Below are 23,575 nucleotides of genomic sequence, written 5' to 3'. Positions count from 1 at the left end.
GCGTCAACCGTCGTGCTTTTCAAGAAAGGCCTCGATATCGAGGCTTCGGAAATCTGCAAGCGCGGCGCGCAGGCGGGCATGGTCCCAGTTCCACCATGCCAGCGTGATCAGACGCTCTGCCACCGGCGCGGGAAAGCGCTCTCGCAGGGGCCGGGCCGGCATACCGGCCACGATCATGTAAGGCGGCACGTCGCGGGTGACCACCGCGCCCGCGGCCACGACCGCCCCGTCGCCCACGCACACCTCGGGCCGGATCACCGCGCCATGCCCGATCCATGTGTCATGCCCGATATGGGCGCGGCGGCCGGCGCGATGGGCGAAAAAGGCGCTATCGTCCTCGGCATCATCCCAGTAGTCGGCCGAACGATACAGGAAGTGGTGCAGGCTGGCGCGCTGCATCGGGTGATCGGTGGGCCCGATCCGGGCAAAGCTGGCGATATTGGCGAACTTGCCGACCGTGGTATTGGCAATGTCGGCATAGCGGTCGCAATAGGAATAGTCGCCGATCTCGGAATTGAGCAGGCGCGATCCCTGGCCGATCTCGACATAGCGACCGAACCGGCAATTCGAGACCGTGCAGTCGGGATGCAGAACCGGGGTGTCGGCGTTCAGTCTGGGCATTGGGACGGCTTTCGTTGCGACAAGGATTTCATGCCTCCGGCGGGGGTATTTTCACCAAGAAGAAGGGCACGGCGTCAGCTCCTGCCGCCGCGGATCAGTTGGCGGCGCAACAGGCCCGAAAGCCAGTCCATCAGCATGACCATCAGCAGGATCAGAACGACGTAATAGGTCACTTCTTCCCAATCTTTCTGGGTGATGATGGCCTGGGTCAGAAGCAGGCCGATCCCGCCCCCGGTGATCGCACCGATGATCGTGGCGCTGCGTGTGTTCGATTCCAGGTAATAAAGAACCTGGGACAACAGCACCGGCGTGATCTGCGGGATCACACCGAACCGGTACCGGCTGAGCACCGGCGCGCCGGTGGATTGCACGCCCTCGATCTGTTTGCCGTCGACGTTTTCCAGTGCCTCGGAAAACATCTTGCCGAAGCTCCCGGTATCGGTGGTCAGGATCGCCAGCGCGCCGGTCATCGGGCCGGGGCCGAAAGCGCGCGACAGCACGATCGTCCAGATCAGCCCGTCCACCCCGCGCAGGAAATCGAAAATCCGGCGTATGCCAAAGCGCAGCGTGCCGATCGGCGTGAAGTTCCGGGCCGCGAGGAAGGCCATCGGCAAGGCCACAAGGGCCGCGCCCATCGTGCCAAGGAAGGCCATCAGGATCGTCTCGAAGATTGCCCAGGCGACCTCGGCATGACGCCACATCGGGTTGGCCCAGAAGTCCTGCCAGGCGCCCACGAGGTTGTCACGGTCGGGATCGAGGCGCTGGCCGAAGGCGATCTCGGCAAGGGAATGCCCGTGGTAAGGGCTGTCGAGGGTGAAAAAGAAAAGTTCCCATCCCATGAAGTAGCGGAACACCTCGGTCCGGTTCCGGGTGAGGCTGACGCGGCCGGCATCCGTCGTGATGGCCAAACGGTTTTTCGACAGGCTGATCCAGTCGGGCAGATCGTCGCCCAGGTTGGCCTGAACGCCACGCGCACGGCTGATCGTGGCCTCGATCAGCCCGTATCCGGGCACGGCATAGGTCAGACCGTCGGGCGTATAGGTCACGACATGGCCGTGGCCAAGGTCGATAACGGTCATGTCGCCCTCGCGCGATACCCAGGCGGGCGGCGCATCGGGAGCGTAGGTCCCCTTGCGCTCGCCCTCGATGGCGACGGTGACCTCGCCCGAGCGGTTGTCGCGGCTGACATGGGTCTTATAGCTGTAGCTGTCGGCGACCAGGGTGCGGGCATTGTCGAGGCGGGCCCGTTCGGCAAGACCGGGGACATCGAAGGCGACCGCGATATAGGCGAGATAGGCAAGGATCGCGACAGGCAGGGCAATGGCGAGCATGCGCTTGCGCGAGATCAGCCCCGCAGCCTGTATCTTGAGGGCAGCGGTTTGAGTCACGACACGGGCCTCCCCTGCGTCAGGCGGTTACGGAAATGGCTGGATACCTGGTCGAAAAAGACGATCGCGCCAAAGAGCAGCAAGAAAATTGCGGCAGCCTCGTCGAATTTCCCCTGCCCCCAGGACATGGCATTCTTCAACTCGTAGCCGATGCCGCCCGCGCCGACAAAGCCCAGGATCGCCGAGGCGCGGATGTTGACCTCGAAGCGCAGGAGCGCGTAGCTGAGGTAATTGGGGGCGACCTGCGGCATCACGCCGAGATACATCCTCTGCATCCAGGTGGCGCCAACCGATTCAAGCCCGTCCAGCGGCTTCGTGTCCGCGTTTTCGTTGACCTCGGAAAACAGCTTGCCCAGAGCGCCGCCGGTGTGGAACGCGATGGCGATCATCGCGGGCACCGGGCCACCGCCCAGGATAAAGATCAGGACCAGCGCGATCACGATCTCGGGCACCGCGCGCATGATATCCATGATCCGGCGGAATAACGGGATGAGGAGCGGGAACCGGGCCAGGCCGCGCGTCGACAAAAGCGACAGGATCATCCCAAGCCCCCCGCCCACCAGCGTGGAAACGGCCGCGATGTTGATCGTCTCGACCAGGGAGGGAAAGAAATGCGCCAGGTGGGCAGGCAAGAGCATCAATTTCCCGCTCGTCTCGGCGATCACCATCGCAGGGAAGGCGAAAATATTGTGGATGCCATCCCAGAACCCGCCGGCATTGCGATCGTTGGCTACCACGAAGCCCGAGGCCATCAACGCCACGAACACGATCAGCATCACCCCGGAATAGAGGCGGCGGCGACGCGTCAGCGCCATGTAGTGTTCACGCATGTCAAGGGCGCCGGGCGCACCCTGGGTCACGGTATCTGCCATCTGGGATATCCCCTGGATATGCGCGACGGGCCCGGGGGTAGCGCCCCGGGCCCGTGCGAAAGATCGGCGCCTTAATTCGACTTGGCCTTGCGGGCCTCGACGATCGAGGTATAGGCGTCGTGGCCGATCGGCATGAAGCCCTTGGAGTCACCGGCCGCGACCGCGTAATAGCAGTCGTAATCCATCGACGGCATCGAGGCCATCAGCGCGGTCATCTTTACTTTCACGTCTTCGGGCAGCGCCTTGCGCAGCACAATCGGGCCCTCGGGGATCGGCTTGGATTTCCAGATCTCGACCAGGTCGTTCATGTCGACGAGACCCGCATCAACCGCCTTGCGCAAAGCGCCGGAATTATAACCGTCTTCCCAGGCGCCCAGACCGTCGGCCCAGGTCACGCCGGCATCCACATCGCCGTTATTGACCGCGACGATGGTCTGTTCGTGACCGCCGGTGAAAACCACCTCGCCGAAATAATCACCCGACTCCATGCTTGCGCCGGTGGCTTGCGGGATCTCGATCGACGGGATCAGGTAGCCACTTGTCGAGTTCGGATCGCCGAAGCCGAATTTCTTGCCCTTCATGTCGGCCAGCGAGGTGATGCCGCTATCCTTGCGGGCAAAACCGATCGAGTGATAGCCGTAGCCACCGTCGACATTGACCTTGACCAGCACCGGCTCGACCGCCTCGGGATCTTCGAGATAGGTCTTGGCATAGCCCGACGCACCCAGCCAGGCCATGTCGATGGTGCCGCCCAACAGGCCCTGGATCACGCCGTTGTAATCGGCCGGAGCGAACAGCTTGGTCTCGACGCCCAGCAGGTCTTCGGTCTTTTGGCGCAGGCACTCGTTCGAGTTCAGGCGGTCCTGGGCATTCTCGCCGCCCAGGATGCCGATACGGAATTCCTTGATATCCTGGGCAAGTGCCGGGGCGGCAAGGGCGGTGGTGGCCACGAGGGCCGCAAGCAGGGTTTTCATCGTCTACTCTCCGGTTGGATTGAGCCCCCGGTCAGACGCGAGGGCAGGAAAACTCGTGACGGGTCAGAGAAGCTCGGCCTCTTCCATCATTGCACGGGCATTGGCATCCAGCGCCTCGATGGAGGTAGAGGTCGCGCTTTCGCTGAACGAGGCGTCGGCGCCGTAGATGTCACGCGCCACGCCGGTGGTCAGTTGTCCGGGCGTGCCGTCGAATACGATCCGGCCCGCGCGCATCCCGATTACCCGGTCGCAATAGCGTCGCGCGGTGTCCAGCGTGTGCAGGTTGGCAACGACCATACGACCGTCTTCCTCGTGGATACGGCGCAGTGCATCCATCACCACTTGCGCATTCATCGGGTCGAGGCTGGCGATGGGTTCGTCGGCCAGGATGATCCTGGGATCCTGCATCAGCGCGCGGGCGATGGCGACGCGCTGTTGCTGGCCGCCAGACAGGGCCTCGGCACGTTTCGCGGCCTGTTCGGCAATGCCCAGCCGGTCAAGGATATCGATGGCGCGGTGAATGTCGGCGGTCGGATAGAGGTTGAAGAAGGTCGCGAAAGCCGAATGCCGGTTGAGCGTGCCGTGCAACACGTTCGACACCACGTCCATCCGCGGCACGAGGTTGAACTGCTGAAAGATCATTGCGCAATCCGATTGCCAAGCGCGCTTGGCACTTCCGCCAAGCGACAGCACATCGCGCCCCTCGAAACGGATCGCGCCCGAACTGGCATCGGTCAGACGGTTGACCATGCGCAACAAGGTCGACTTGCCCGCGCCAGAACGGCCGATGATCCCGACAAAGGCAGGCTTTTCGATACTGAAACTGACCGAATCCACGGCCACGTTCCCGCCAAAGACCTTCGATACGTTTTCAACGCTCAGAAGCATGCCACCCCCTTTTCAGACGTGGTGGTGCCTACCGGTGCCCCGCGACGGGTTTGTTAAGGTTGCTTGAACCTTTTATGACGCGGGGAATGGTTGCCGATGGGGCAGTTCTGGCCCATCTTGCCCCCCCGGCGAGGCGGTTGTGCCCGCCCGACGCAAATGCAGGAGATCGAGAGATGGAGCGTTTCATCCCGGGCCCGGACACCGAACGACAATACCGTGATACGCTGGGAGCCTTTGCCACGGGTATCACGGTCGTGACGGTCACCGGCCCAGACGGCCCCGTCGGCATGACCGCGAACAGCTTTGCCTCGGTTTCGCTGAACCCGCCACTGGTGTTATGGTCACCCGCCCGCGCCTCTGGACGTTTTGAAGCGATGACCGGCGCGGACCGGTTCGCAATCCATGTTCTGGGTGCGCAGGACCAGGAACTGGCGACGCGATTTGCCTGTTCGGGGCTGGATTTCACGGGGTTGGAAACCGAGACGACAGAGGGCGCGCCGCCGCTGCTGGCGCAGGGCTGGATCGCGCGCTTTCTTTGCCGCAGGGTCGCGCACCACGACGGCGGCGACCACGCTATAGTGGTCGGTCTGGTCGAAGAGGCGGCCCGCCGTTCAGGCCCGCCCCTGGTTTTCGCATCCGGCAACTATGGCGCATTCACCCCTCAGCAAAAGCGCCGCGCGGACATCTGACCCCGGCCTTTCAGCCGGGGTCGTTTGACATACGCCAACTCAGCCGAAGATATCGGCCGTAATTCCCGCATACCAGCCCAACGATTCCTCGTAGGTCGCCTTGCGCAGGCCCGCATCCTCGCCGGTCTGGCTAACGAAGCCGTCGACCTTGGCGATCTTTTCCTCGGTCGCCTGATAAGAGGCGCCGACCTTGACCCCGTCATCTGTATCGATCAACGACCAGCAGGTATTCGAGAACTTGGCCGGAAACGCGCGGCTACCGGTCAGCGCGGCACGCACCGCCATGGCCGCCACCTTGGCCTGACTATTGGCCGAGAATGCCGACTTGGGCATGTCGCCGGCAATGGTCGCATCGCCCAGGATATGAACGGTCTCGTCGATGCGGCTTTGCATCGTGGCCGGAACGATGGGGCAAAAGCCCGACCCGTCGGTCAGCCCCGCCACCTGTGCGATATGGCCGGCCTTTTGCGCGGGGATCACATTGCAGACATCGACTTTTTCGACGCTGCCATCCACGGTGACGGTCATCGCGTCAGGATCGACCGACACATTCGCGCCGCCGAAATCCGGGCCGATGCGTTCGATCATGCCGGGATAGTGTTTTTCCCAGCCTTCCTCGAACAGGGCCTGTTTCGAGAAACTGCTCTTTGGGTCCAGCACCAGGATCTTGGCGGTCGGGTTCCTGTCGCGCAGGACATGGGCGACCATCGAGATACGCTCGTATGGTCCGGGTGGGCAACGGAACGGGTTGGGCGGTGCCACCATGGCAAAAAGACCGCCCTCGGGCATCGCCTCGATCTGGGCTTTCAAAAGCTGGGTCTGGCTGCCGGCCTTCCAGGAATGGGGCATCCTGTTCTGGGCGGCGGTGCTCCAGCCCGGAACCGACTCATCGACGAAATCGATCCCCGGCGCAACGATCAGCCTGTCATATGCAAAACCATGGCCTGCGGCGGTGCTGACGGTCCGGGCCTCGCGATCAACCCCCGTCACCCAGTCATGCACGACATTCACGCCGTGCGCAGAGGCAAGCGTGCCGTATGTATGGGCGATCGAGTCGAGATCACGGTAACCGCCGATATAAAGGTTCGAAAAGAAACAGGTAAAGTAGCTGCGCGATGGTTCGATCAAGGTGACATCGATCATGCCACCGCTATCCTTGGCGATATAACGCGCGGCGGTCGCCCCGCCCGCGCCGCCGCCGACGATCACCACGCGCGGCCTGGCCTGCCCTATGGCGCGGGGCGCGGACAACGCCGCGCCAAGCGCAAGGCCCGTTCCCAGAAAACTCCGTCTGTTGAGTGTCATGTCTTTTCCTCCCTCGACATGAAAACGCGCGTTTCCCAAAGCGCGGTGGCCCGAATGGCCTAAAGACCAAGCTTGCCGAAATAGGCGGCCAGCGCGGCGATCTCTTCGTCCGACAGGCGGCTGGCCATCATCTGCATGACCGGATGCGGGCGCAATTTCTGCTTGTAAGCATGCATGGCGACAACGAAATCCTCGTCCGGCCAAAGCGTGATCGAAGGGATGCCACGGTCCGATCCGTCACGCTGATGACAGGTCGTGCATTCGCTCGACAAATACTCGCCATAGGCCGGATCGCCCACGATGGCCAAAGTCGCTTCTGACAGAACCGGACGATCCGCCCGCGCGGTGGGCGCGGCCTCGGGAATGTTCGACGGCTTATCCGAGAATTCACGCAGAAAAGCCAGCAAATCGGCGCGTTCAGTAGGGTTTTCCAGTCCGTCGAAACTCATACGCGTTCCAGAGACCAGAACCCTGGGATTCTCGATATAGGCGTCGAGCGTTTCCAACGACCAGACCAGCCCGTCACGCCCCATCCGGGTCATCGAACGGGAATAGGGAAAGCCCTCTATCGAGCCCATGCGCCGGCCGAAAATGCCTGTCAGGGGCGGGCCGATCCCAGCCTCGGCATCGGGTCCGATCTGATGGCAGCCGCTGCAAAAGATCCATACCTCGGCCCCCGCCTCGGGATCGCCGATAGCCTTGGCTGTTTCACCGGCCAGCCCCTGCCCCGCCCCTCCCAAGGCGAGGGCGAGCACGAATGCGATTGCCTCCCTCATACGGGAAAGCATGCAATGGAATACCAAGCCGATCAAGACCTTCCCCGCACCCGGACAAAGAATTCCCCTATCGCCCCGGGGACGGGAAACCCATCTGATATGCCCTCGCAATCGGCTCTTCAGCAACGAAAAAGCGGCTTCCCACAGGGGAAGCCGCGCGCCGGTCCGGGAGGATGGCCAGCGTCAGTTATAATTGCGCAAATAAGCGATTACCGCCTCGCGATCCTCTTCCGAGCGCAAGCCCTGGAACGACATCCGACCCTTGGGGATCACCGCGCGCGGACTTTCAAGATAGGCATCCAGCGTGGCGTGATCCCAGATCATGCCCTCCTCTGCGGCCTTTTTCACACCGGGCGAGTAATTGAAGCCCTCGGCCTGGCCGACCTGTCGCCCCACCACGCCGTTGAGTTGCGGGCCGACGCGATGCACGGCACCCTCGCCGATCTGGTGGCACGACGAACACTGACGAAATACCCGCTCGCCTGCCGCGACCAGGGCGGGGTCGGGCATCGCGATCGGGGCGGTCTGCTGTTTCTCGGCCGCGGCCTTCAGTTCGGCCTTGGCGGTGGCCTCTGCCTCGGATACTTCCTCGGGCGTCACGTCCAGCACCGCGGCGCGCATCGTGATCTCGACCGTGTCCTTGCAGTTTTCCATGCACGGTTCGGCGGTCCAGAAATGCGCCTCGGACTGGTCGCGGTCATCCACGATGAACCCCCCCGCATTGGGCATCTCGACGTCGAGGAAATTCTCGTTGGACAGGACGAAATCATCATCGACGAGATAGTTGGAATAAAGAATATAGGCCGTGATCGCATAGACCTCGTCGGTCGAAAGAGATTGCGCCCCCCCGAACGGCATCGAGCGATGGACGTAATCCCAAACCGTCGAAAGGTAGGGCCAGTAAGAGCCAACGGTCTTTAGCGGATCGTCATGGTCAAGCGTGCCGTCCCCGCCGGCCAGTTTCGGCCAGTTATCGACACCCTCGGCGAATTCGCCATGGCAGACGGCGCAGTTTTCCGAAAACAGCATCTCACCATCCTCGACCGAGCCAGATCCTGCGGGCAGGCCGGTACCGTCAGGCGCAACGTCCATGTCCCAAGCGGCGATTTCCTCGGGCAGCGCGGCCCGGCCGAGGCCGAATTGCTGGGCCAGGGCGGGGGCGGCTGCAAGGGTGGATACAAGCGCGGTTCCAATCACCAGATCACGAAATTTCGACATTCTCCGCCTCCCCGTTCGCGTTGACCCACCAGGTCTGGATGCCGTTATTGTGGTAAATGGAATTCAGTCCACGCACCTCGCGCAGTTGGGTCTTGGTCGGCTGCACATAGCCGGTACTGTCAATGGCCCGCGATTGCAGGAACATCTCGGACCCGTCCCAGTTGATATCGAGGTAGAACCGGCTGAGCGCCTTGTCCTGCCCTTCCTGCGCGAGGCGCGCGATCTGCCAGGTCTTGCCACCGTCGATGGACACGTCGACCCGCGTGATCGCGCCGCGGCCCGACCAGGCCAGCCCGGTGATGACCAGCGGACCGGGACCATGCGTGACCGGCGATTGCGGGCTGGGGCTGGTGATGACGGATTTCGCATCCATCACCCAGGTCCACTTGCGCGAGGTGCCGTCAGCCAGCGTATCGGTGTATTTCGACGTTTCCTCGCGGCTTTCGATCGCCTGGGTCGTCACCTCGACCCGGCGCAGCCATTTCACCCACATGTTGCCTTCCCAGCCGGGGACGACCAGGCGCACCGGGTAGCCATGCTCCTTGCGCAGGGCTTCGCCATTGGCCTTGAAGGCGACCAGCACGTCGTCCATCGCCTTTTCCAGCGGGATCGAGCGGCCGTTCGAGGAGGCATCCGCGCCCTCGACATAGACCCACTTGCCCTCGGGCTTGACGCCGGCCTCTTCCAGCAGGGTGCGCAGCGGCACGCCGGAATATTCCATGTTGTGGATCATGCCATGGGTGAACTGCGCGCCGTTCAGCTGCGCGCCGGCCCATTCCATGCCCGAGTTCGCCGCGCATTCGCAGAAATAGACGCGGTTTTCACGCGGGAAGCGTTCGAGATCGGCATAGGTAAAAATCAGTGGACGATCGACAAGGCCGTTGATCATCAGCCGGTAATCTTCCTTGCGCAGCTCGATCGCGCCGGAATGATGCCGTTCGAACGCGCAGCCCTGCGGCGTGATCGTGCCATCCAGCGCGTGGATCGGCGTGAAGTTGATCGAGCTGATCGTATCGGCGGTCAGCCATTCCACGTTGCGGCGGATCACATCGGATTCATACTCGATCGGCAGACCGTAAGGCGTGGCATCCACGCCGTCGCCAAGGCCTTGGGCCCAAGGCTGGATCTCGGTGATCAGCGGGTCGGGCTCTTGCGCGGCCTGGGCCGCGCCACCGGCCGCAATCGCGCCGCCGGTGGCAAGCCCGGCCTTGAGAAAGCCGCGCCGCGTGGTCGAGGGTTGTGACTGGTCGGTCATGTCTGCAACCTCCTCCTCAGATCGGGGTTTTTCGTCTCAGATACGTTATTCGGACCGCGCGGACGGGGGTTACGCCCCGACCACCTTGACCGACTTGTTGGGATCGACATGCACGGTACCCATGCGCTTGACATAAGTCTCGACCACGTCCCAGATCGGCGGGCCCTCGGTGCCCTCGTTGACACTGGCCCAGCCGGACACGACATAGGTTTTCGACGGATCTATCACCTCGCCGGTCTTCAGCAGGGTCATGTTGGTGATCCGACTGCCCTGCGGTTTCGACACATCGATCTGGTAACCCATGCCACCGACACGAACCATGTCGCCACCCTGCTGGTAATAGGGGTCCGGGTTGAACAGGTTGTCGGCCACGTCCTCAAGAATGACGTGGAGCATCTCGCCGGTCATTTCCGAGCGGTAGGCGTTCGGATAGCTCATGGAGGTGGCGTTGAACACGTCCTCGCGCGTGATCGGGTCGCCGGGCAACAGGCTCGGCCCCCAACGAAAACCGGGGCTCAGCGCGATATCGGCCTCGCGTTCGTCGATCAGCGCGTTGCAGATCAGGTCGTCCCAGGTGCCGTTGAAATTGCCCCGGCGGTAAAGCAGGCTGTCGGTGGTGCCCAACACCTCGTCCAGCTCGGCCTTGTAGGGGGCGCGCTGTTCATCGATGAGGCTGGCCATCTCGGCATCGGGTTCGATCACGTCCGAGAAGACCGGGATCAGCTTGTGGCGGAAGCCCAGAAGCTGGCCGTTCTGCACGTCAAGGTCCAGCCGGGTGACGAACTTGCCGTTGGAACCAGAGGCGATCAACATCGTCTTGCCCACCAGCACCGGCTCGGGCAGCGCGTCATGGGTGTGCCCGGTCAGGATCACGTCGATGCCGGGCACCTGGGCGGCCATCTTGCGGTCGGTATCAAAGCCGTTATGCGACAGCACCACCACCAGGTCGGCGCCCGCGTCGCGCACCTCGGCCACGACCTCGGCCATCCGTTCCTCGCGCACGCCAAAGCTGAGGCCGGGGAACATCCAGCCCGGGTTGGCAATCGGCATGTAAGGGAAGGCCTGACCGATCACCGCGATCTTGGCACCGCCGCGATCGAACATCTTGTAAGGCTCGTAAGCGGGTTCGTCCCATTCGGCGTCGAAGACGTTCGCGCCAAGAAATGGGAAATCCAGCCCCTCGACGATCTCGGTCACCCGGTCGATGCCAAGGGTGAATTCCCAGTGACTGGTCATCGCATCCGGTTTCAGCGCGTTCATCACGTTGACCATGTCTTGCGCTTGCGTCTTGAGGCAGGTGTAAGACCCGTGCCAGGTGTCGCCGCCATCCAGCAGCAGGGCATCGGGGCGGTCGGAACGGATCGCGTTGACCACGCTCGCCACGCGGTCAAGCCCGCCCATCTTGCCATAAGCGCGCGCCAGCGAAACGAAATCGACATGGCTGAGCGCGTAGGCATGCGGCGTGCCAGGCGCCAGGTTGAACATCTTCAGGAAATCCTGCCCCGTGACATGCGGCGGCAAGCCGTTCACGGCGCCCACGCCAAGATTGATTTCAGGTTCGCGGAACCACAAGGGCTTCAACTGACCATGAATGTCCGTGACGTGGATCAGCGTGACATTGCCAAACGTGTCGAAGTTCAGCAACTGGTCCTGGGTCAGCGCCTGCTGCGCGGCAAGCCTGGCCCAGTTGCCAACCCCCGAGGCCCCGTAGACAGCCGAGGCTGCAACCGCCGCCTGAAGGAAATCTCTACGCGAAATCATTGTCTCAGCGTCCCTTTTTATCGATTCTTACATTCTCACATGCGCGAAAATGAATATTTTACAGCGAAGAAACCCCGCGCCAGCCGCCCGGCGCGGGGTCTTCGGATCAGTTGCGGACAGAGGGGCCTTCGACCGACAGGCCGTTACCGCGCGAGGCGACGTAAAGCTCAAGCGCCACGAATTCGGGAGATCCGATACCAAAGGGAACGCCGCGCGTATCGCGGATGCACCCCTTGAAGCGGTCATGCAGCGCGTTCAACTTGGCATTCTTCAGCCGGTATGTGGGGAACCCGTTGACCTGCCCCTGGCTCAGGTGATCGGCCCGGATGTAATTGTCGTAGTTTTCCTCATGACAATTCGCACAAGACAGGTCGAGCTGGCCGAAGCGGGTATAGTAGATTTCCTTGCCCTTTTCCCATGTCTCGGCGGCCGGGCCATCGATGGCCACGTTGACAGGCATGCCTCGCGATACCGAGGCGATCAACGCAACCATCTGGGTCATGTCGAGGCCATGGTATTTCCATTCTTGCGCGCCCATCCGGTCGGTTCGGCATTCGTTGATCATCTGTTCGATGGTCCGGACCTCTCCCGCGGTCTCGTTCCATTTCGGATAGACGGCCTTGACGCCCAGCATACTTTCCTCGGCGGTGCCGTGACAATCTGCACAGGCCTTTCCGGCCGTTCCTTCCGCGGTGTCCCAGACACTCATGGCCTCTTCGACGAACACCATGCCGGGGTTCTCGAAATCATCCATTTCAAGTGCCTGGGTCTCCTCGGTGCGGAACGTCCAGCCCGAGCGGATCTCGTCGAGAACCCCCTCCAGGTGGGCGGGCGCCTCGGTGCGGGTGACGATGCGGATTTCGCCGTTGATGACCAATTCGTCATCCGGCCCCGCGATGGCGGCACCTGCGGCGATCCCCAACGCCGCAGCCATTGCCGTCATTGTCCTGATCGATGCCTTGTTCATGCGTTTCCCTCCCTTGAAACGTCAGCAGCGGCCTAGCCGATCGCGATGGACTTGACGTCCTCGTAGACCGAGCCGTCATCGTCATACCAGGTGAACTTCATGTCACCGGCTTCGGGGATGACCGCCTCGAACTCGAAATAGGGGTTGGTCGATACCGCCGGGGCGATGTCCACGTCGATCACGCTCTGTCCGTTGAATTCGCAGGTGAAACGGTTGATGATCGAACGCGGAATGACGTTGCCGTTACCATCCTTGCGCTGGCCCGACTCCATCGGGTGGCTGATCAGGGTCTTGATGACCACAGACTCGCCTGCTGCCGCCGATTTGGGGGCTTTCACGCGGGCTTTGACGCCTTCTGCCATTTGTCTTTCCTCCTGTTCGCTCAGCCGCCGCAGCCGCCGATGGTAACTTTCACGGTATTCTGGGCCCTCACAAAGGAACCATCGGCCATCTTGGCCACCGCGATCACGTCCTGCGTACCGGCAAGGCGGATGCGGGTAGAGGCGCGCTGGGCACCGGACAGAGGGCCAAAGCCGAAGGTGCACACATCCGGCGTCGGGTTGCCGGCGGCCAGCACCAGGATCGATACGGCGCCGGGCGCGTCGACCTCGATCGGCACGGTATTGCCGTTCTCGGCAATCTCGGGCGAAGTCAGGGTGATCCCGCCCGTGCCCGTGGCCGCACCACCGGTAAACGCGGCGATCTTGTCCTCGGTCGCAGCCATTGCACCGCGCACCGGCAACATAAGAGTCGCGGCAACACCGGCGCCGACCGCAAGAACCCCTCGTCTGGTGAAATCCATCTCTCTCTCCTTTTCCGGAACCGATCCCGCCGGGATCGTCAATCCTTGAGCGTCATCAGGTAGGCGACGACATCCTCGATCTGCTGAGCCGACAAGAGCGGCTCGATCTCGCCTTCGAGCGGCTTAGTGGTGAAACCGTCGGCGATACGATTGAACCCGTCCACCTTGTAATAGGCGGGCATCACAGTGCCTTCGAAGATGTTCTTCGAATTGACGAGGATACCGCGCACCATAGCCTCGGGATAACGGCCCGGCAGCCCGTCAAGCTCGGGGCCGACCTCGCCGTGGAAAGGTACATCCGACGCCATTTCACCTATCACGTGGCAAGAGACGCAGTTGCCCAGGCTCTTGGTCCCGGCGATCTTGCGCCCGTTGACCGGATCGCCCGGCTGATCGGTCAACGGGACCGGAACGAAGCCATACTCGTCCATCTTCACATCGCCGGGCGCGACGGTCCCGGCCGAGGCCGTTCCCGCGGCGACCAACAGGCACAGGGCGCCAAGTGCACCTTTTTTCATTTCGAAGACTCCTCCCAGTGTCTTGTCCCTGCGACAAAAGCTAGCGGAGGTGCACCGCGGTATGCAACAACAAATATAATTTCCTGCATACAAAATATCGCCTCCTTTTCAGACAGTTGCCAATTTCAAAGGTGACTTGTGGATATTGGTTTCAGTCTTCGGCCAAGGTTCGGGCGACATATTTCTGGAAATGCTCGTCGCCCTCGTAGCCCTTTTCCAGCACCCATTGCAGCAGCGAGCGCGTCGTTCCCTTGCCGAACGCGCCGGGCATGGTTGCCACCGCCGCCTGTGCTGCGGTTTTGCCCTCGGGCACCTCTTCGGGCATGAACATCATCGTTGGGGTAAAGAACACGCCCCAGCGCTGTGCCATGGCCTTTTCCGACAGGGTGGTGCCGTCGAAGTCGGTAACCTCGACATCACCGAAAAGGTTCATCTGCACAACGAAGTACTGGTCTTTCAAAAGTGCATCGATGCGCGGGTCGGGAAAGACCTCGGCGTGCATCTTGCTGCAATAGATACAGCCGCGCTGTTCCCAGATGATCATCATGCGCTTGCCCTCGGCATTGGCCTCGGCAAGATCCTCGGCCATGTCCTTGAAGGTGTTTCGCATCCAGTCGGCCTTGTGCAGACCGTCATCGCCCAGTTCGGCGCCCATGGCCGGAACGGCAAGCGCCATGAGACCGGCAGCCAAAAGCGAAGTCAGTTTCATGTTTTCCTCCCTTGTCGATATCATCCGATTTTCGAGAACCAAGGCACGTTCTCGATCATGAACTGTGCGATGTAGGCGACCGAGTTCGTCGCGATCAGTACGGCGAACAGGATCAGCATCACGCCCATCGCCTTTTCCACATGGCCGAGGTATTTCCGGTTGCGCTGCATCCAGCGCAGGAATGGCTTGGCAAAGGCCGCCGCGATCACGAAAGGCAGCGTCATCGCCAGGCCGTAAACCAACAACAGCGCTGCACCACGCATGATGTCACCCATGCCGCTGGCCACCATCAGGATCGCCGCCAGTGCCGGGCCAACGCAGGGCGTCCAGCCAAAACCGAAGGCAAGACCCATCATGTACGCGCCCAGGACAGTGGTGGGTTCCGCCTTGGATTCGATTCGCGCCTCGCGATAAAGAAACGGGATTCGCAACACGCCAAGGAAGTGCAGGCCGAACACGAACAGCAGCGCCGCGGCAATATAGGACAGCTCGTCCTTCCATTCACGGAAACCCTGCCCCAGCGCCGTCGCCCCCATGCCCAGCAGCACGAAGATCGACGTCACGCCAAGGGCAAAGAAAATGGCCGAAATCACAAGCCTGCGCACCGCGCCCGGCGCAATATCATCCTCGCCTCGCAGCTCGTTCATCGAGATGCCGGCCATGTAACACAGGTAGAACGGAACGATGGGCAGGATGCAGGGTGACAGGAATGACAAAATGCCCGCGATGGCTGCACCGCCATATGAAATTTCAAGCATCTAGGCCCTCCCTTGCCGTGGATGCAAAAACAAATTACGTTTTTTCTATGTAACGGGACAGCCTCCAATGAAACGAGTATTTGCGGCATTGCTTTGCGTGGGCGGGGCGCTGGCGGCCTCTGCCGACAGCGCAAGGGCCGATCTTTCATTGGCCATGTTCGAACAATCGGGCTGTGCCTATTGCATCATGTGGGATAACCAGATCGGGCCAATCTACCCCAAGACGACCGAAGGCGCGGTGGCCCCGTTGCGCAAGTTCCAACTGCGCGAAACACTACCCGCTGGCATCGATCTGAAAAGCCCGCCGCAATTCACACCGACCTTCGTGCTGTTGCGTGACGGCGTCGAGGTCGATCGCCTGGAGGGATATCCGGGAGAGGATTTCTTTTGGGGCTTGATCGGCAAGATGCTGAAGCAACAGCCTGAATGGGCGCGATATCTGGATCAAGAGGGAGGACTGGGGAAATGATCAAGACACCGGGATTGGCCGCGGCGCTGGTGCTTGCGGCAACAACGGCAAGCGCACAGGATGCCTTTGTCGAGTTCAAGGCGCTGAAACCCGAACTGGCGGCCAAGGCGGCGATGGCCGCCATGACCCATTGCCGGTCAGAGGGCTACCAGGTGGGCGTGGCGGTCGTGGATCGTTTCGGCACCATGCAGGCTTTCGTGCGCGACCGCTATGCCGGCGCCCATGTCGAGGAAACGGCGCGGCGCAAGGCATGGACCGCGGCGAGTTTCCGCACAGACACGATGGCACTTGGCGATCTGACCGCACCGGGCACCATGTTCTCTGGCATCCGAGACCTCAGTCAGCCGCTGGCACTGGGTGGCGGGGTGCAGATCGAACATGCAGGCGCGCTGGTGGGCGGCATCGGCGTCTCGGGCGCGCCCAGCCCCGAACTCGATGATATCTGCGCACGCGCCGGTATCGCGGCGATCGACGAGGATATGGGCCTATAGGGTCCGGAACCGGCAGATGGCATCAGAGCAGGCACACCCCGCGCGCACCGGCGCCCCCGACCTCGATCACGGGGTTCCGGCCGAGGACATGGTGAACCACGCCGAGACGGCCTCGGGCTTTCTAAAGGCGCTGTCGCACGAAGGGCGGCTGATGATCCTGTGCCATCTGTCCACCGGCGAAAAGACGGTGACGGAACTTGAGACGCTTCTTTCCTCGCGGCAGGCCGCGGTCAGCCAGCAACTGGCGCGCCTTCGGCTGGAGGGGCTGGTGTCGCACCGGCGCGAAGGCAAGGCGATCTATTACTCCTTGGCCGACGAACGGGCACGCCGGATGCTTGACCTGATGTACGACATGTTCTGCAATGCCCAGAACCCGCCGCCCGCGGCGAGCGGCAAGGCCGAATGACGGACCGGGGCGTGCCAGTGCGCCCCGGCCGGGGGGGGGGAGGAAAGATGGACGTAATTCCGGTTGGCGCATGGGCTGCGCTGATTGGCCTTGTCACCGGCACCGTGCTGGGGCTGGCCGCGCGGCTGGGCGATTTCTGTACGTTGGGCGCAATCGAAACCGCCGTTTACGGCGCAGATCAGCGGCGGCTGCGGATGTGGGGGATCATCCTGGGCACCGGAATCGCAGCGACCTACCTGCTGGCGGCGTTTGGCCAGATAGACCTGATCAAGACGCCCTATCACGGGCTCGCCTGGAACCCGCTGGCAAGCATCCTCGGCGGGGCGCTGTTCGGCTATGGCATGGCGCTGGCGGGCAATTGCGGTTTCGGCGCGCTGGCCCGCTTCGGGGGGGGCGATCTGCGGTCGCTGGTAATCGTGGTGGTGATATCGATCTTCGGATTCATCACGCTGTCGGGCCCCCTTTCACCGTTACGCGATTGGGCCTTTCCGCAAATTCCCTCCGATCAGATGCAAGGCTTCGCGCACCTGGTAGAGGCCGTGCTTGGCCTGCCGGTGCTGATCGCTGCGCTGGCAATCGCGGCGGCATTCGTCTTGTGGGGGCTTGCCCACGCGCCCCTACGCGCCGAACGGCGGCTGTTGGGCTGGGGCATCGCGGTCGGGCTGGCGATTGCCGCGGCGCTGTGGGGAATGAGCGCCCTCAACGCGGCCAGCCTCGGGGCAGTCGATGTCGAGGGCCACACGTTCACAGCCCCTCTTGGGCGCACACTCATGTGGCTGATGACCTCTTCGGCGGGCGGGCTGTCGTTTTCCGTGGGATCGGTGCTGGGGGTTCTGCTGGGAGCCTGGATCGGTTCGTTGCGCAAGGGCACTTTCCGCTGGGAGGCCTGCGAGGACCCGCGCGAACTGGGCCGCCAGGTGGGCGGCGCGGCGCTGATGGGAGTTGGGGGCGTCGTCGCGTTGGGTTGCTCTGTCGGACAAGGGGTCACGGCCTTTTCGACGCTGGCCTATTCCGCCCCGGTCACGCTTGCCGCGATCGCGGGCGGCGCGATGATCGGATTGCGTCGCCTGATCGCCGGATTCCAGCCGGATTGAAACGCACCCCCCTCACGGGGCGATGAATCGCACGCCCTGCATGTCCTCGATCTCGTAGAGGTCTTCTTCGTAGCGTTCCGTCATCTCATCGACCAGTTCCGGGGTCCAGCCTGGCAGGTCCAGTTCTTCCTCGACGGCCTCGGGGATGGCGTATTTGTCAAGAAAGGCGGCAATCACCTTGCGCCGCTGCACCGCGTTCACCGGCGGGTTGCTTTCAAGATAGGCCCGCATCCGCTTTAGCCCCGCATCGCTCATCAGCGTGGCGAGAAAATCAAGACTGCCGCGCAGTTCGGTCCCCTCCTGACAACCCGACAGCACCTGTAGCAACTCGGTCCAGATCAGCGGCGTGTCCTCGTTGCACCACACCACCAGTTCCGCATCGGGATTGGCATTGCGGATGCGGCGCACCGTGTCCGACCACAACAGGCGGCGCGGGTCCACGCCGGCGATGAAGGCCGTGAAATCGGCCTCGTTGCTGCGCTGGAACAGTGCCGGGATAAAGGTCGCGGGATTGCGTACCCCCAGGAAGAAGACGCACGGATCATTCGGAAAAAGCTGGGACAGCCAGTTCGATTTCTCGCCGGCCATGGGATACAGCATGTGCTGTTCGAGAACCTTTTGCGGCATGCAGATAAAGGACTCGTTGGAAAAGACCAACCGACGCGCGTCATCCTCGTCCATGACCGCGTCCAACACGATCTGTTGTTGTTCTTCGGTGGCGGCCCTGCCCCGCAGAGACACCAGCATCTCACGCAAGACAGGGCGGTAACGGCTGGGCGCGGGCACCACGATTCCCTCGCGTGACAAGGACCCCTGATTCTTGAGAAGACATTTCAGGAGCCGGTCTTCGTCCGTGCAATGCGCCCCGATGTGATAAACCATCTCCATCGTCGCAACCTCTCTTGCCATCGCGAGCCCCGCAAGGGCCGGTTATACCAGCCATTCTGGACAGGAAAAGCGCTTTCCGGTAAGCGGGGACCGATGATCGATTATTTCACTCAAGTAAAAACCATTCCGCGCCGGCGCCCGCGCCTCGACCCGTGGTCGGTGGGCGCGGTGTTGATCGCGGCACTGGTGCTGATGCCGATCCTGTCGGTGCTCTGGCTTGCCCTGACCCCGGAAGAGAACATCTGGCCGCACCTGATCGCGACCACCCTGCCCCGTTACCTGTCCAATACCGCGATCCTGATGGGAGGTGTGGCGCTTCTGGCGGCGGCGATGGGCACCGGGGCGGCATGGCTGATCTCGATGTATCGTTTTCCCCTGGCCAGGTGGCTTGAATGGCTGCTTTTGCTTCCGCTTGCGATCCCGGCTTATGTGGGGGCCTATGCGCTGGTCGATTTCATGGAGTACGCAGGACCGGTGCAGACCGGACTGAGGGCGGTATTCGGTTGGCAAAGCGCCCGCGATTACTGGTTTCCCGAGATCCGCTCAAGGGGAGCAGCCATCGTGGTGCTGGCCGCAGCGCTTTATCCCTATGTCTACCTGTTGTCGCGCGCCGCGTTCCGAGAACAATCGGGCTGTTCCTACGAGGTCGCCCGCGCCCTCGGCAGCGGCCCGTTCGCGTTGTTCTGGCGGGTCGGGCTGCCGCTGGCACGTCCTGCCATCGCGGCAGGTGCGGCCATTGTCATGATGGAAACCGTCAACGATTTCGGCGTGGTGGAATATTTCGCCGTGCAAACCCTGACCGCGGGCATCTTCAGCGTCTGGCTGGAAAGCGGCAATGCCGGGGGTGCAGCACAGATCGCCACCGTCATCCTGATCCTGATCCTGGTACTGGTGGCGCTGGAAAAGGTCAGCCGCCGCAACCTGCGCTTTCACAATCTGGGTCGCCACCACCGCCCGCTCATCCCGATCCGGTTGACCGGTGCGCGGGCCTGGGCGGCGACGCTGGCCTGCGCATTGCCGGTGGCAGTGGGCTTCGTTCTGCCGGTGGGGGTGATCTCTGCCTATGCGCTGGGCAATCCCGAGGGATGGGCCGCGCCCGGCCTGCTGCGCGCACTTGGCAATACCTTGATGGTCGGCGGGATCGCGGCGCTGGGCACCGTGGCGGCCGGTCTGTTCCTTGTCTATGCGGTACGGCTTACGGGCAAGAGCCTGCCCCGGCTGCTCCTGCCGGTCACGACTATCGGTTACGCGGCGCCAGGGGCCGTTCTGGGCGTGGGATTGCTGATCCCGATGGCGGCCCTCGATAACGCTCTGGCCGACAGCGCCGAACGAATGTTCGGCATCACCATCGGCCTGACCCTGACCGGCTCGGCCTTTGCGATCATCTATGCCTACGGTGTAAGGTTTTTCGCCATAGCACAGGGGGCCGCGGATGCGGCGATGGGGCGGATCGCTCCCAGCCTGCCGATGGCGGCACGCTCGCTGGGCCGGACCGCGCGTGGCACCCTGGCAGAGATATACCTGCCGCTGATCCGGTCCTCTGTTGGCACAGCGCTTTTGCTGGTTTTTGTCGATTGCGTGAAAGAATTGCCTGCCACGCTGCTGTTACGGCCGTTCAATTTCAACACCCTGGCCACGCGGGTTTACGACAAGGCAAGCCTGGAAAACCTCGGTGACGCAGCCCCGGCCGCCCTGTTGGTCAGCGCGGTAGGACTGGCCGCAGTGGCGTTATTGGCTCGCACCAACCGCTAACGGGCCTTGCGCGGCCCGTTTTGCGAGGCTAGATGAGGCGCGTCGCCCCTATAGCTCAGCTGGTAGAGCATCTGATTTGTAATCAGAGGGTCGGGAGTTCGAGTCTCTCTGGGGGCACCAACGCGCGGCTCAGGTCATGCCAAGCGCTTCCTTGTACATCGCGATCACTGCTTCCTGCTCGGCGATATCGTCCTTGTCGCGCTTGCGCAGCGAGATGACCGAGCGCATCGCCTTGGTGTCATAGCCCCGGCCCTTGGCCTCGGCGTAGACCTCCTTGATCTGCTCGGCGATGTCCTTCTTTTCCTGCTCCAAACGCTCGATCCGCTCGATGAACTGGCGCAGTTCGGCCGCGCTGACCTTGTAGGAATCGGGCTGGTAGTTGTCTTCGTCCTGCATCTCGTCCCTCCTGTCCTGCCTCTTTCGGACCTTGTCCCGGTCGCAGGCCGAAACGGCGCCGCCGGGGCCGGTCAGACCTATCCAAGCCCCCGCCCGGCCGCAAGTCCCGGCCTTGCGCAAATGGCCAGGATCGACTAGGCGGCAACACAGCCAGAGAGGGAGAGCACCATGGAAATCTTGGTCTGGGCCGGGGCGGCGGTGTCGATCACCGGGCTGGCATGGCTGGTCCGCTGCATCCTGCGGATGCTGGCCGCGCGGCGCGCGAACCTGCCCGATGACGAGCTGCGCGCGCGCCTGCAACGCATCGTGGCCGAGAACATGGCGGCGCTGGGTCTTTCGGCACTTGGGCTCATGATGGTGGTGATCGGCATCATGCTGGGCTGAGTCGATCGGGCAGGATGCCCGTTCCGGCAACCCCGCTCCTGACATCTGAAAAATGCCGGCCTGTCTTGATAAGGTCGCGTATCAGGGGATCGGGCGTCCACATCTCGTGTCGGCCCGGACGTTCAGCCATCTGCAACAGCGCCCGGCGCAGTACCAGGAGCCCCCCGGCATCGGCCGCGTGCATCGGTCCGCCGCGCCAGCGCACGATTCCCGCGCCCAGCACCATGACCAGATCGATATCGTCCGCCCGCCGAACCACACCGCGACGCAAAAGCCGTGCCCCCGCCTGTGCCATCCCCGCCAACACCTTGAGACAGATTTCCTGCGCGTCGATCGCGCGCGGGCTCAGGCCCAGCACCTCGCGTGCAGAGGCAATGATCGCCGTGACGGCCGGATCAGGCTGCCCGCCAGGCGCGCTGCCGGGATAAAGGTAATAGCCCCGTCCCCCCGTACGGCCCGGACGGCCCTCGGCCACCAGTTGCCCCGGCAACAGGATCGGTCGTCGGACCGGGTCCCCGCCATCGGCCAAGCGCGCGCGCAGAGCAAGAACCGTCTCAAGCCCCAACCGGTCGGCCAGTTGGAACGGACCTGCCGAAAACCCCCAAGCGCGCAATGCCGCATCCACCGCATAAGGCGAGGCACCCTCCTCGACCAGCGTATCGGCGGCCTCCAATGCGCCGACGAGAACGCCCAAGAGCGGGCTTTCATCCTGTGCCGGCAAGGGCAGCCTGTTCATCCTGCGGGCCAGTGCAGCCACGGCGGCAACCGTGTCGGGCGCAGTTGCCGGCGTGATCACCAGTTCCGCGAGACGACCGTCGGCCACCAGCTCGGGCATGTGCAGCCACAATGTCTCGGCCGGGCGACGCGCGGCGCGCACCAGCGCAGGCCCCGAGGCCAGCGGCCCCGTGGCCGCCAGGATCGCCCCCCGCGGCAAGGCCGCCCCCAGCGAGGCAAGATCGCGCGCGCGCGCCGCCCAGGGGCCGGTGCCCGCCTCGAACACCAGTTCGCAATCGCCCAGCGCGCTGATCCCGGTCCCACCCGAGAACCGCGCCCAGAACGCCTCTCGACCGCCCTTGTCAATCCGCCGCGCCCCGAGAGCGGCCTCGAAAAGGCCATCAACCGCCGCAACGCCTTGCTCGAGCATGCCCGCGTCGCGCGCGGCCATGCGCACCGTAGAGCCCGCGGCCAACATCCCCGCCGCCAGCCCGGCCGCAGCCGTTCCCGTGCCCCAGATGCCGACACGGCTCACCTTTCGCGCGCGCACCATCCAGTCATTTGCCTGTTTCTGCGCGCGCCGCTCGGCCAGGAAGGCGTGGCGCATGGCATCGGCGGCCTGCGTACCAAGGCATTCCTCGACCGCCGCGGCCTCGAAGGCAAGGCCCGCCTGATAAGGCAACAGCGCCACCGCCTCGACGCAATCGACAATGCGCGCCGGGGCCAAAACAGGGCTATTTGCCTGCAAGGACGCACGCCGGCGCGCGACCGCCGCGCCGAGAACGGAAAAATCCGGCACCGGCATATCGGAGGCCGGGCGCGGCCCCACCCCGGCGTCAATCAATTCCCCGACAAGACGCAGGCCCGCGCCGGGTAAATCTGCTGTCACGACGGCATCCAGCAAACCTGCCCGCTGCGCCTTGGGGGCAGACAATGACTGCCCCGTAAGCATCAGGTGCAGCGCAGCCTCGGCCCCCACGACGCGCGGCAGGCGCTGGGTCGTTCCCGCCTGGGGTGGCAGGCCCATCATCACATCCGGCAACCCGATCAGCACGTCGTGCAAAGCCACCCGGTAATGCGCCGCGATCGCCAGCTCTGCGCCGCCTCCCATCACCATGCCTTGCAACTCGGCAACCACCGGGACGTTGGCCCCGTCGATCCGGGCACATAGCTCGGCCAACCCCGGCCCCTCGCCGGGCTTTTCGGCCTGCGCGGGGTTCAACCCCATCGAGAAAGAGCCCCCAGTGCCCGCCAGCAGGATCCCACGCAGGTCAGACCGGGCCAGTACCGCGGCCAGGCAGGCATCAAGTTCCCGGCGCATCGGCGCAACCAGAAGATTGGCGGGCGGGCGGGCCATAACCAGCCGCACGATACCTGCGCGGGGCTCTTCCAACTTTACGAACTGCGACATGCCCGGCCTCCCCGCTCATCACGCGCGCGCCGGCCAGACATGAGACGCAACCGGGCACCCTGCGGCGCA

26 protein-coding genes and 1 tRNA gene are annotated in these 23,575 nt (G+C 63.2%); 8 read left to right on the top strand and 19 right to left on the bottom strand.

Going from position 1 to position 23,575, the window contains the following annotated elements; all coding sequences use genetic code 11:
* Nucleotides 1-3: 3 nt before the first annotated feature.
* The 5 genes from EV663_RS02295 to phnC form a co-directional block, all read right to left on the bottom strand.
* Complete coding sequence (locus EV663_RS02295; protein WP_132950132.1) at nucleotides 4-621, bottom strand: LbetaH domain-containing protein; 618 nt, start codon at nucleotides 619-621, stop codon at nucleotides 4-6.
* A gap of 74 nt (nucleotides 622-695) precedes the next feature.
* Entirely contained in the window at nucleotides 696-1,952 is a 1,257-nt protein-coding gene (gene phnE / locus EV663_RS02290) for a phosphonate ABC transporter, permease protein PhnE (RefSeq protein ID WP_132950413.1), read from the bottom strand.
* A 53-nt stretch (nucleotides 1,953-2,005) separates the two neighbouring features.
* Nucleotides 2,006-2,881 (bottom strand): phosphonate ABC transporter, permease protein PhnE, encoded by an 876-nt coding sequence (gene phnE / locus EV663_RS02285; RefSeq protein ID WP_132950131.1) that lies wholly within the window; start codon nucleotides 2,879-2,881, stop codon nucleotides 2,006-2,008.
* A gap of 71 nt (nucleotides 2,882-2,952) precedes the next feature.
* Complete coding sequence (gene phnD, locus EV663_RS02280) at nucleotides 2,953-3,855, bottom strand: phosphonate ABC transporter substrate-binding protein (protein WP_132950130.1); 903 nt, start codon at nucleotides 3,853-3,855, stop codon at nucleotides 2,953-2,955.
* Nucleotides 3,856-3,918: 63 nt separating this feature from the next.
* On the bottom strand, nucleotides 3,919-4,743 hold the full coding sequence (phnC, locus tag EV663_RS02275) for a phosphonate ABC transporter ATP-binding protein (RefSeq protein ID WP_132950129.1): 825 nt from the start codon (nucleotides 4,741-4,743) through the stop codon (nucleotides 3,919-3,921).
* Nucleotides 4,744-4,916: 173 nt separating this feature from the next.
* Between phnC and EV663_RS02270 the strand changes: the two genes are divergently transcribed.
* Nucleotides 4,917-5,432 carry a flavin reductase family protein gene (locus EV663_RS02270; protein WP_132950128.1) on the top strand — a complete coding sequence of 172 codons (516 nt, stop codon included), beginning with the start codon at nucleotides 4,917-4,919 and terminating at the stop codon, nucleotides 5,430-5,432.
* A 39-nt stretch (nucleotides 5,433-5,471) separates the two neighbouring features.
* On the opposite strand, the gene EV663_RS02265 is transcribed toward EV663_RS02270, so the two are convergent.
* From EV663_RS02265 to EV663_RS02215, 11 genes are all read right to left on the bottom strand, one after another.
* Entirely contained in the window at nucleotides 5,472-6,737 is a 1,266-nt protein-coding gene (locus tag EV663_RS02265; protein ID WP_132950127.1) for an NAD(P)/FAD-dependent oxidoreductase, read from the bottom strand.
* A 59-nt stretch (nucleotides 6,738-6,796) separates the two neighbouring features.
* The gene (locus tag EV663_RS02260; RefSeq protein ID WP_132950126.1) at nucleotides 6,797-7,513 is read right to left on the bottom strand and encodes a c-type cytochrome; all 717 of its coding nucleotides are present in this window, start codon (nucleotides 7,511-7,513) and stop codon (nucleotides 6,797-6,799) included.
* A 183-nt stretch (nucleotides 7,514-7,696) separates the two neighbouring features.
* Nucleotides 7,697-8,731: a c-type cytochrome gene (locus EV663_RS02255; RefSeq protein WP_132950125.1), complete on the bottom strand. Its 1,035-nt coding sequence runs from the start codon at nucleotides 8,729-8,731 to the stop codon at nucleotides 7,697-7,699.
* On the bottom strand, nucleotides 8,715-9,986 hold the full coding sequence (soxC, locus tag EV663_RS02250) for a sulfite dehydrogenase (protein ID WP_132950124.1): 1,272 nt from the start codon (nucleotides 9,984-9,986) through the stop codon (nucleotides 8,715-8,717). The genes EV663_RS02255 and soxC overlap by 17 nt, the downstream gene beginning before the upstream one ends.
* A gap of 69 nt (nucleotides 9,987-10,055) precedes the next feature.
* On the bottom strand, nucleotides 10,056-11,747 hold the full coding sequence (gene soxB / locus EV663_RS02245) for a thiosulfohydrolase SoxB (protein WP_132950123.1): 1,692 nt from the start codon (nucleotides 11,745-11,747) through the stop codon (nucleotides 10,056-10,058).
* Nucleotides 11,748-11,853: 106 nt separating this feature from the next.
* Nucleotides 11,854-12,714 carry a sulfur oxidation c-type cytochrome SoxA gene (gene soxA, locus EV663_RS02240; protein WP_132950122.1) on the bottom strand — a complete coding sequence of 287 codons (861 nt, stop codon included), beginning with the start codon at nucleotides 12,712-12,714 and terminating at the stop codon, nucleotides 11,854-11,856.
* A gap of 32 nt (nucleotides 12,715-12,746) precedes the next feature.
* A complete protein-coding gene (gene soxZ, locus EV663_RS02235) occupies nucleotides 12,747-13,076 on the bottom strand; it encodes a thiosulfate oxidation carrier complex protein SoxZ (protein ID WP_132950121.1) in 330 nt (109 codons plus the stop codon).
* A 20-nt stretch (nucleotides 13,077-13,096) separates the two neighbouring features.
* Nucleotides 13,097-13,516 (bottom strand): thiosulfate oxidation carrier protein SoxY, encoded by a 420-nt coding sequence (soxY, locus tag EV663_RS02230; protein ID WP_132950120.1) that lies wholly within the window; start codon nucleotides 13,514-13,516, stop codon nucleotides 13,097-13,099.
* 38 nt (nucleotides 13,517-13,554) lie between these two features.
* On the bottom strand, nucleotides 13,555-14,034 hold the full coding sequence (gene soxX, locus EV663_RS02225; RefSeq protein WP_132950119.1) for a sulfur oxidation c-type cytochrome SoxX: 480 nt from the start codon (nucleotides 14,032-14,034) through the stop codon (nucleotides 13,555-13,557).
* Between the two features lie 151 nt (nucleotides 14,035-14,185).
* Nucleotides 14,186-14,743 carry a SoxW family protein gene (locus tag EV663_RS02220; RefSeq protein ID WP_132950118.1) on the bottom strand — a complete coding sequence of 186 codons (558 nt, stop codon included), beginning with the start codon at nucleotides 14,741-14,743 and terminating at the stop codon, nucleotides 14,186-14,188.
* Between the two features lie 20 nt (nucleotides 14,744-14,763).
* Nucleotides 14,764-15,501: a cytochrome c biogenesis CcdA family protein gene (locus EV663_RS02215; protein WP_132950117.1), complete on the bottom strand. Its 738-nt coding sequence runs from the start codon at nucleotides 15,499-15,501 to the stop codon at nucleotides 14,764-14,766.
* A gap of 67 nt (nucleotides 15,502-15,568) precedes the next feature.
* On the opposite strand from EV663_RS02215, the gene EV663_RS02210 reads away from it, so the two are divergent.
* From EV663_RS02210 to EV663_RS02195, 4 genes are read left to right on the top strand one after another with little or no spacing between them, the layout of a single operon-like run.
* Nucleotides 15,569-15,970 (top strand): thioredoxin domain-containing protein, encoded by a 402-nt coding sequence (locus EV663_RS02210; RefSeq protein ID WP_132950116.1) that lies wholly within the window; start codon nucleotides 15,569-15,571, stop codon nucleotides 15,968-15,970.
* On the top strand, nucleotides 15,967-16,461 hold the full coding sequence (locus tag EV663_RS02205; RefSeq protein ID WP_132950115.1) for a GlcG/HbpS family heme-binding protein: 495 nt from the start codon (nucleotides 15,967-15,969) through the stop codon (nucleotides 16,459-16,461). Before EV663_RS02210 ends, EV663_RS02205 begins: the two co-directional genes overlap by 4 nt.
* Before the next feature lie 16 nt (nucleotides 16,462-16,477).
* On the top strand, nucleotides 16,478-16,867 hold the full coding sequence (locus tag EV663_RS02200; protein WP_165910107.1) for an ArsR/SmtB family transcription factor: 390 nt from the start codon (nucleotides 16,478-16,480) through the stop codon (nucleotides 16,865-16,867).
* A gap of 47 nt (nucleotides 16,868-16,914) precedes the next feature.
* Nucleotides 16,915-17,961: a YeeE/YedE family protein gene (locus tag EV663_RS02195; RefSeq protein ID WP_132950114.1), complete on the top strand. Its 1,047-nt coding sequence runs from the start codon at nucleotides 16,915-16,917 to the stop codon at nucleotides 17,959-17,961.
* Nucleotides 17,962-17,973: 12 nt separating this feature from the next.
* Here the strand turns inward: EV663_RS02195 and EV663_RS02190 are convergent, their stop codons facing one another.
* Complete coding sequence (locus EV663_RS02190) at nucleotides 17,974-18,870, bottom strand: hypothetical protein (RefSeq protein WP_243697850.1); 897 nt, start codon at nucleotides 18,868-18,870, stop codon at nucleotides 17,974-17,976.
* 72 nt (nucleotides 18,871-18,942) lie between these two features.
* On the opposite strand from EV663_RS02190, the gene EV663_RS02185 reads away from it, so the two are divergent.
* Nucleotides 18,943-20,601: an ABC transporter permease gene (locus tag EV663_RS02185; protein ID WP_132950113.1), complete on the top strand. Its 1,659-nt coding sequence runs from the start codon at nucleotides 18,943-18,945 to the stop codon at nucleotides 20,599-20,601.
* A 44-nt stretch (nucleotides 20,602-20,645) separates the two neighbouring features.
* Nucleotides 20,646-20,721 (top strand) — tRNA-Thr (locus EV663_RS02180).
* Between the two features lie 9 nt (nucleotides 20,722-20,730).
* Here the strand turns inward: EV663_RS02180 and EV663_RS02175 are convergent.
* A complete protein-coding gene (locus EV663_RS02175) occupies nucleotides 20,731-20,997 on the bottom strand; it encodes a DUF2312 domain-containing protein (protein ID WP_132950112.1) in 267 nt (88 codons plus the stop codon).
* Nucleotides 20,998-21,165: 168 nt separating this feature from the next.
* On the opposite strand from EV663_RS02175, the gene EV663_RS02170 reads away from it, so the two are divergent.
* Complete coding sequence (locus EV663_RS02170; protein WP_132950111.1) at nucleotides 21,166-21,381, top strand: hypothetical protein; 216 nt, start codon at nucleotides 21,166-21,168, stop codon at nucleotides 21,379-21,381.
* Here the strand turns inward: EV663_RS02170 and EV663_RS02165 are convergent.
* Nucleotides 21,368-23,506 carry an enoyl-CoA hydratase-related protein gene (locus EV663_RS02165; RefSeq protein WP_132950110.1) on the bottom strand — a complete coding sequence of 713 codons (2,139 nt, stop codon included), beginning with the start codon at nucleotides 23,504-23,506 and terminating at the stop codon, nucleotides 21,368-21,370. The two genes, EV663_RS02170 and EV663_RS02165, sit on opposite strands and share 14 nt — an antisense overlap.
* Nucleotides 23,507-23,575: the final 69 nt, after the last annotated feature.

This window comes from Rhodovulum bhavnagarense (assembly GCF_004343505.1).
Lineage (GTDB): Bacteria > Pseudomonadota > Alphaproteobacteria > Rhodobacterales > Rhodobacteraceae > Rhodovulum > Rhodovulum bhavnagarense.
Note: the sequence above shows the minus strand (reverse complement) of the source record. Positions and strands in the feature narration are given on the sequence as shown.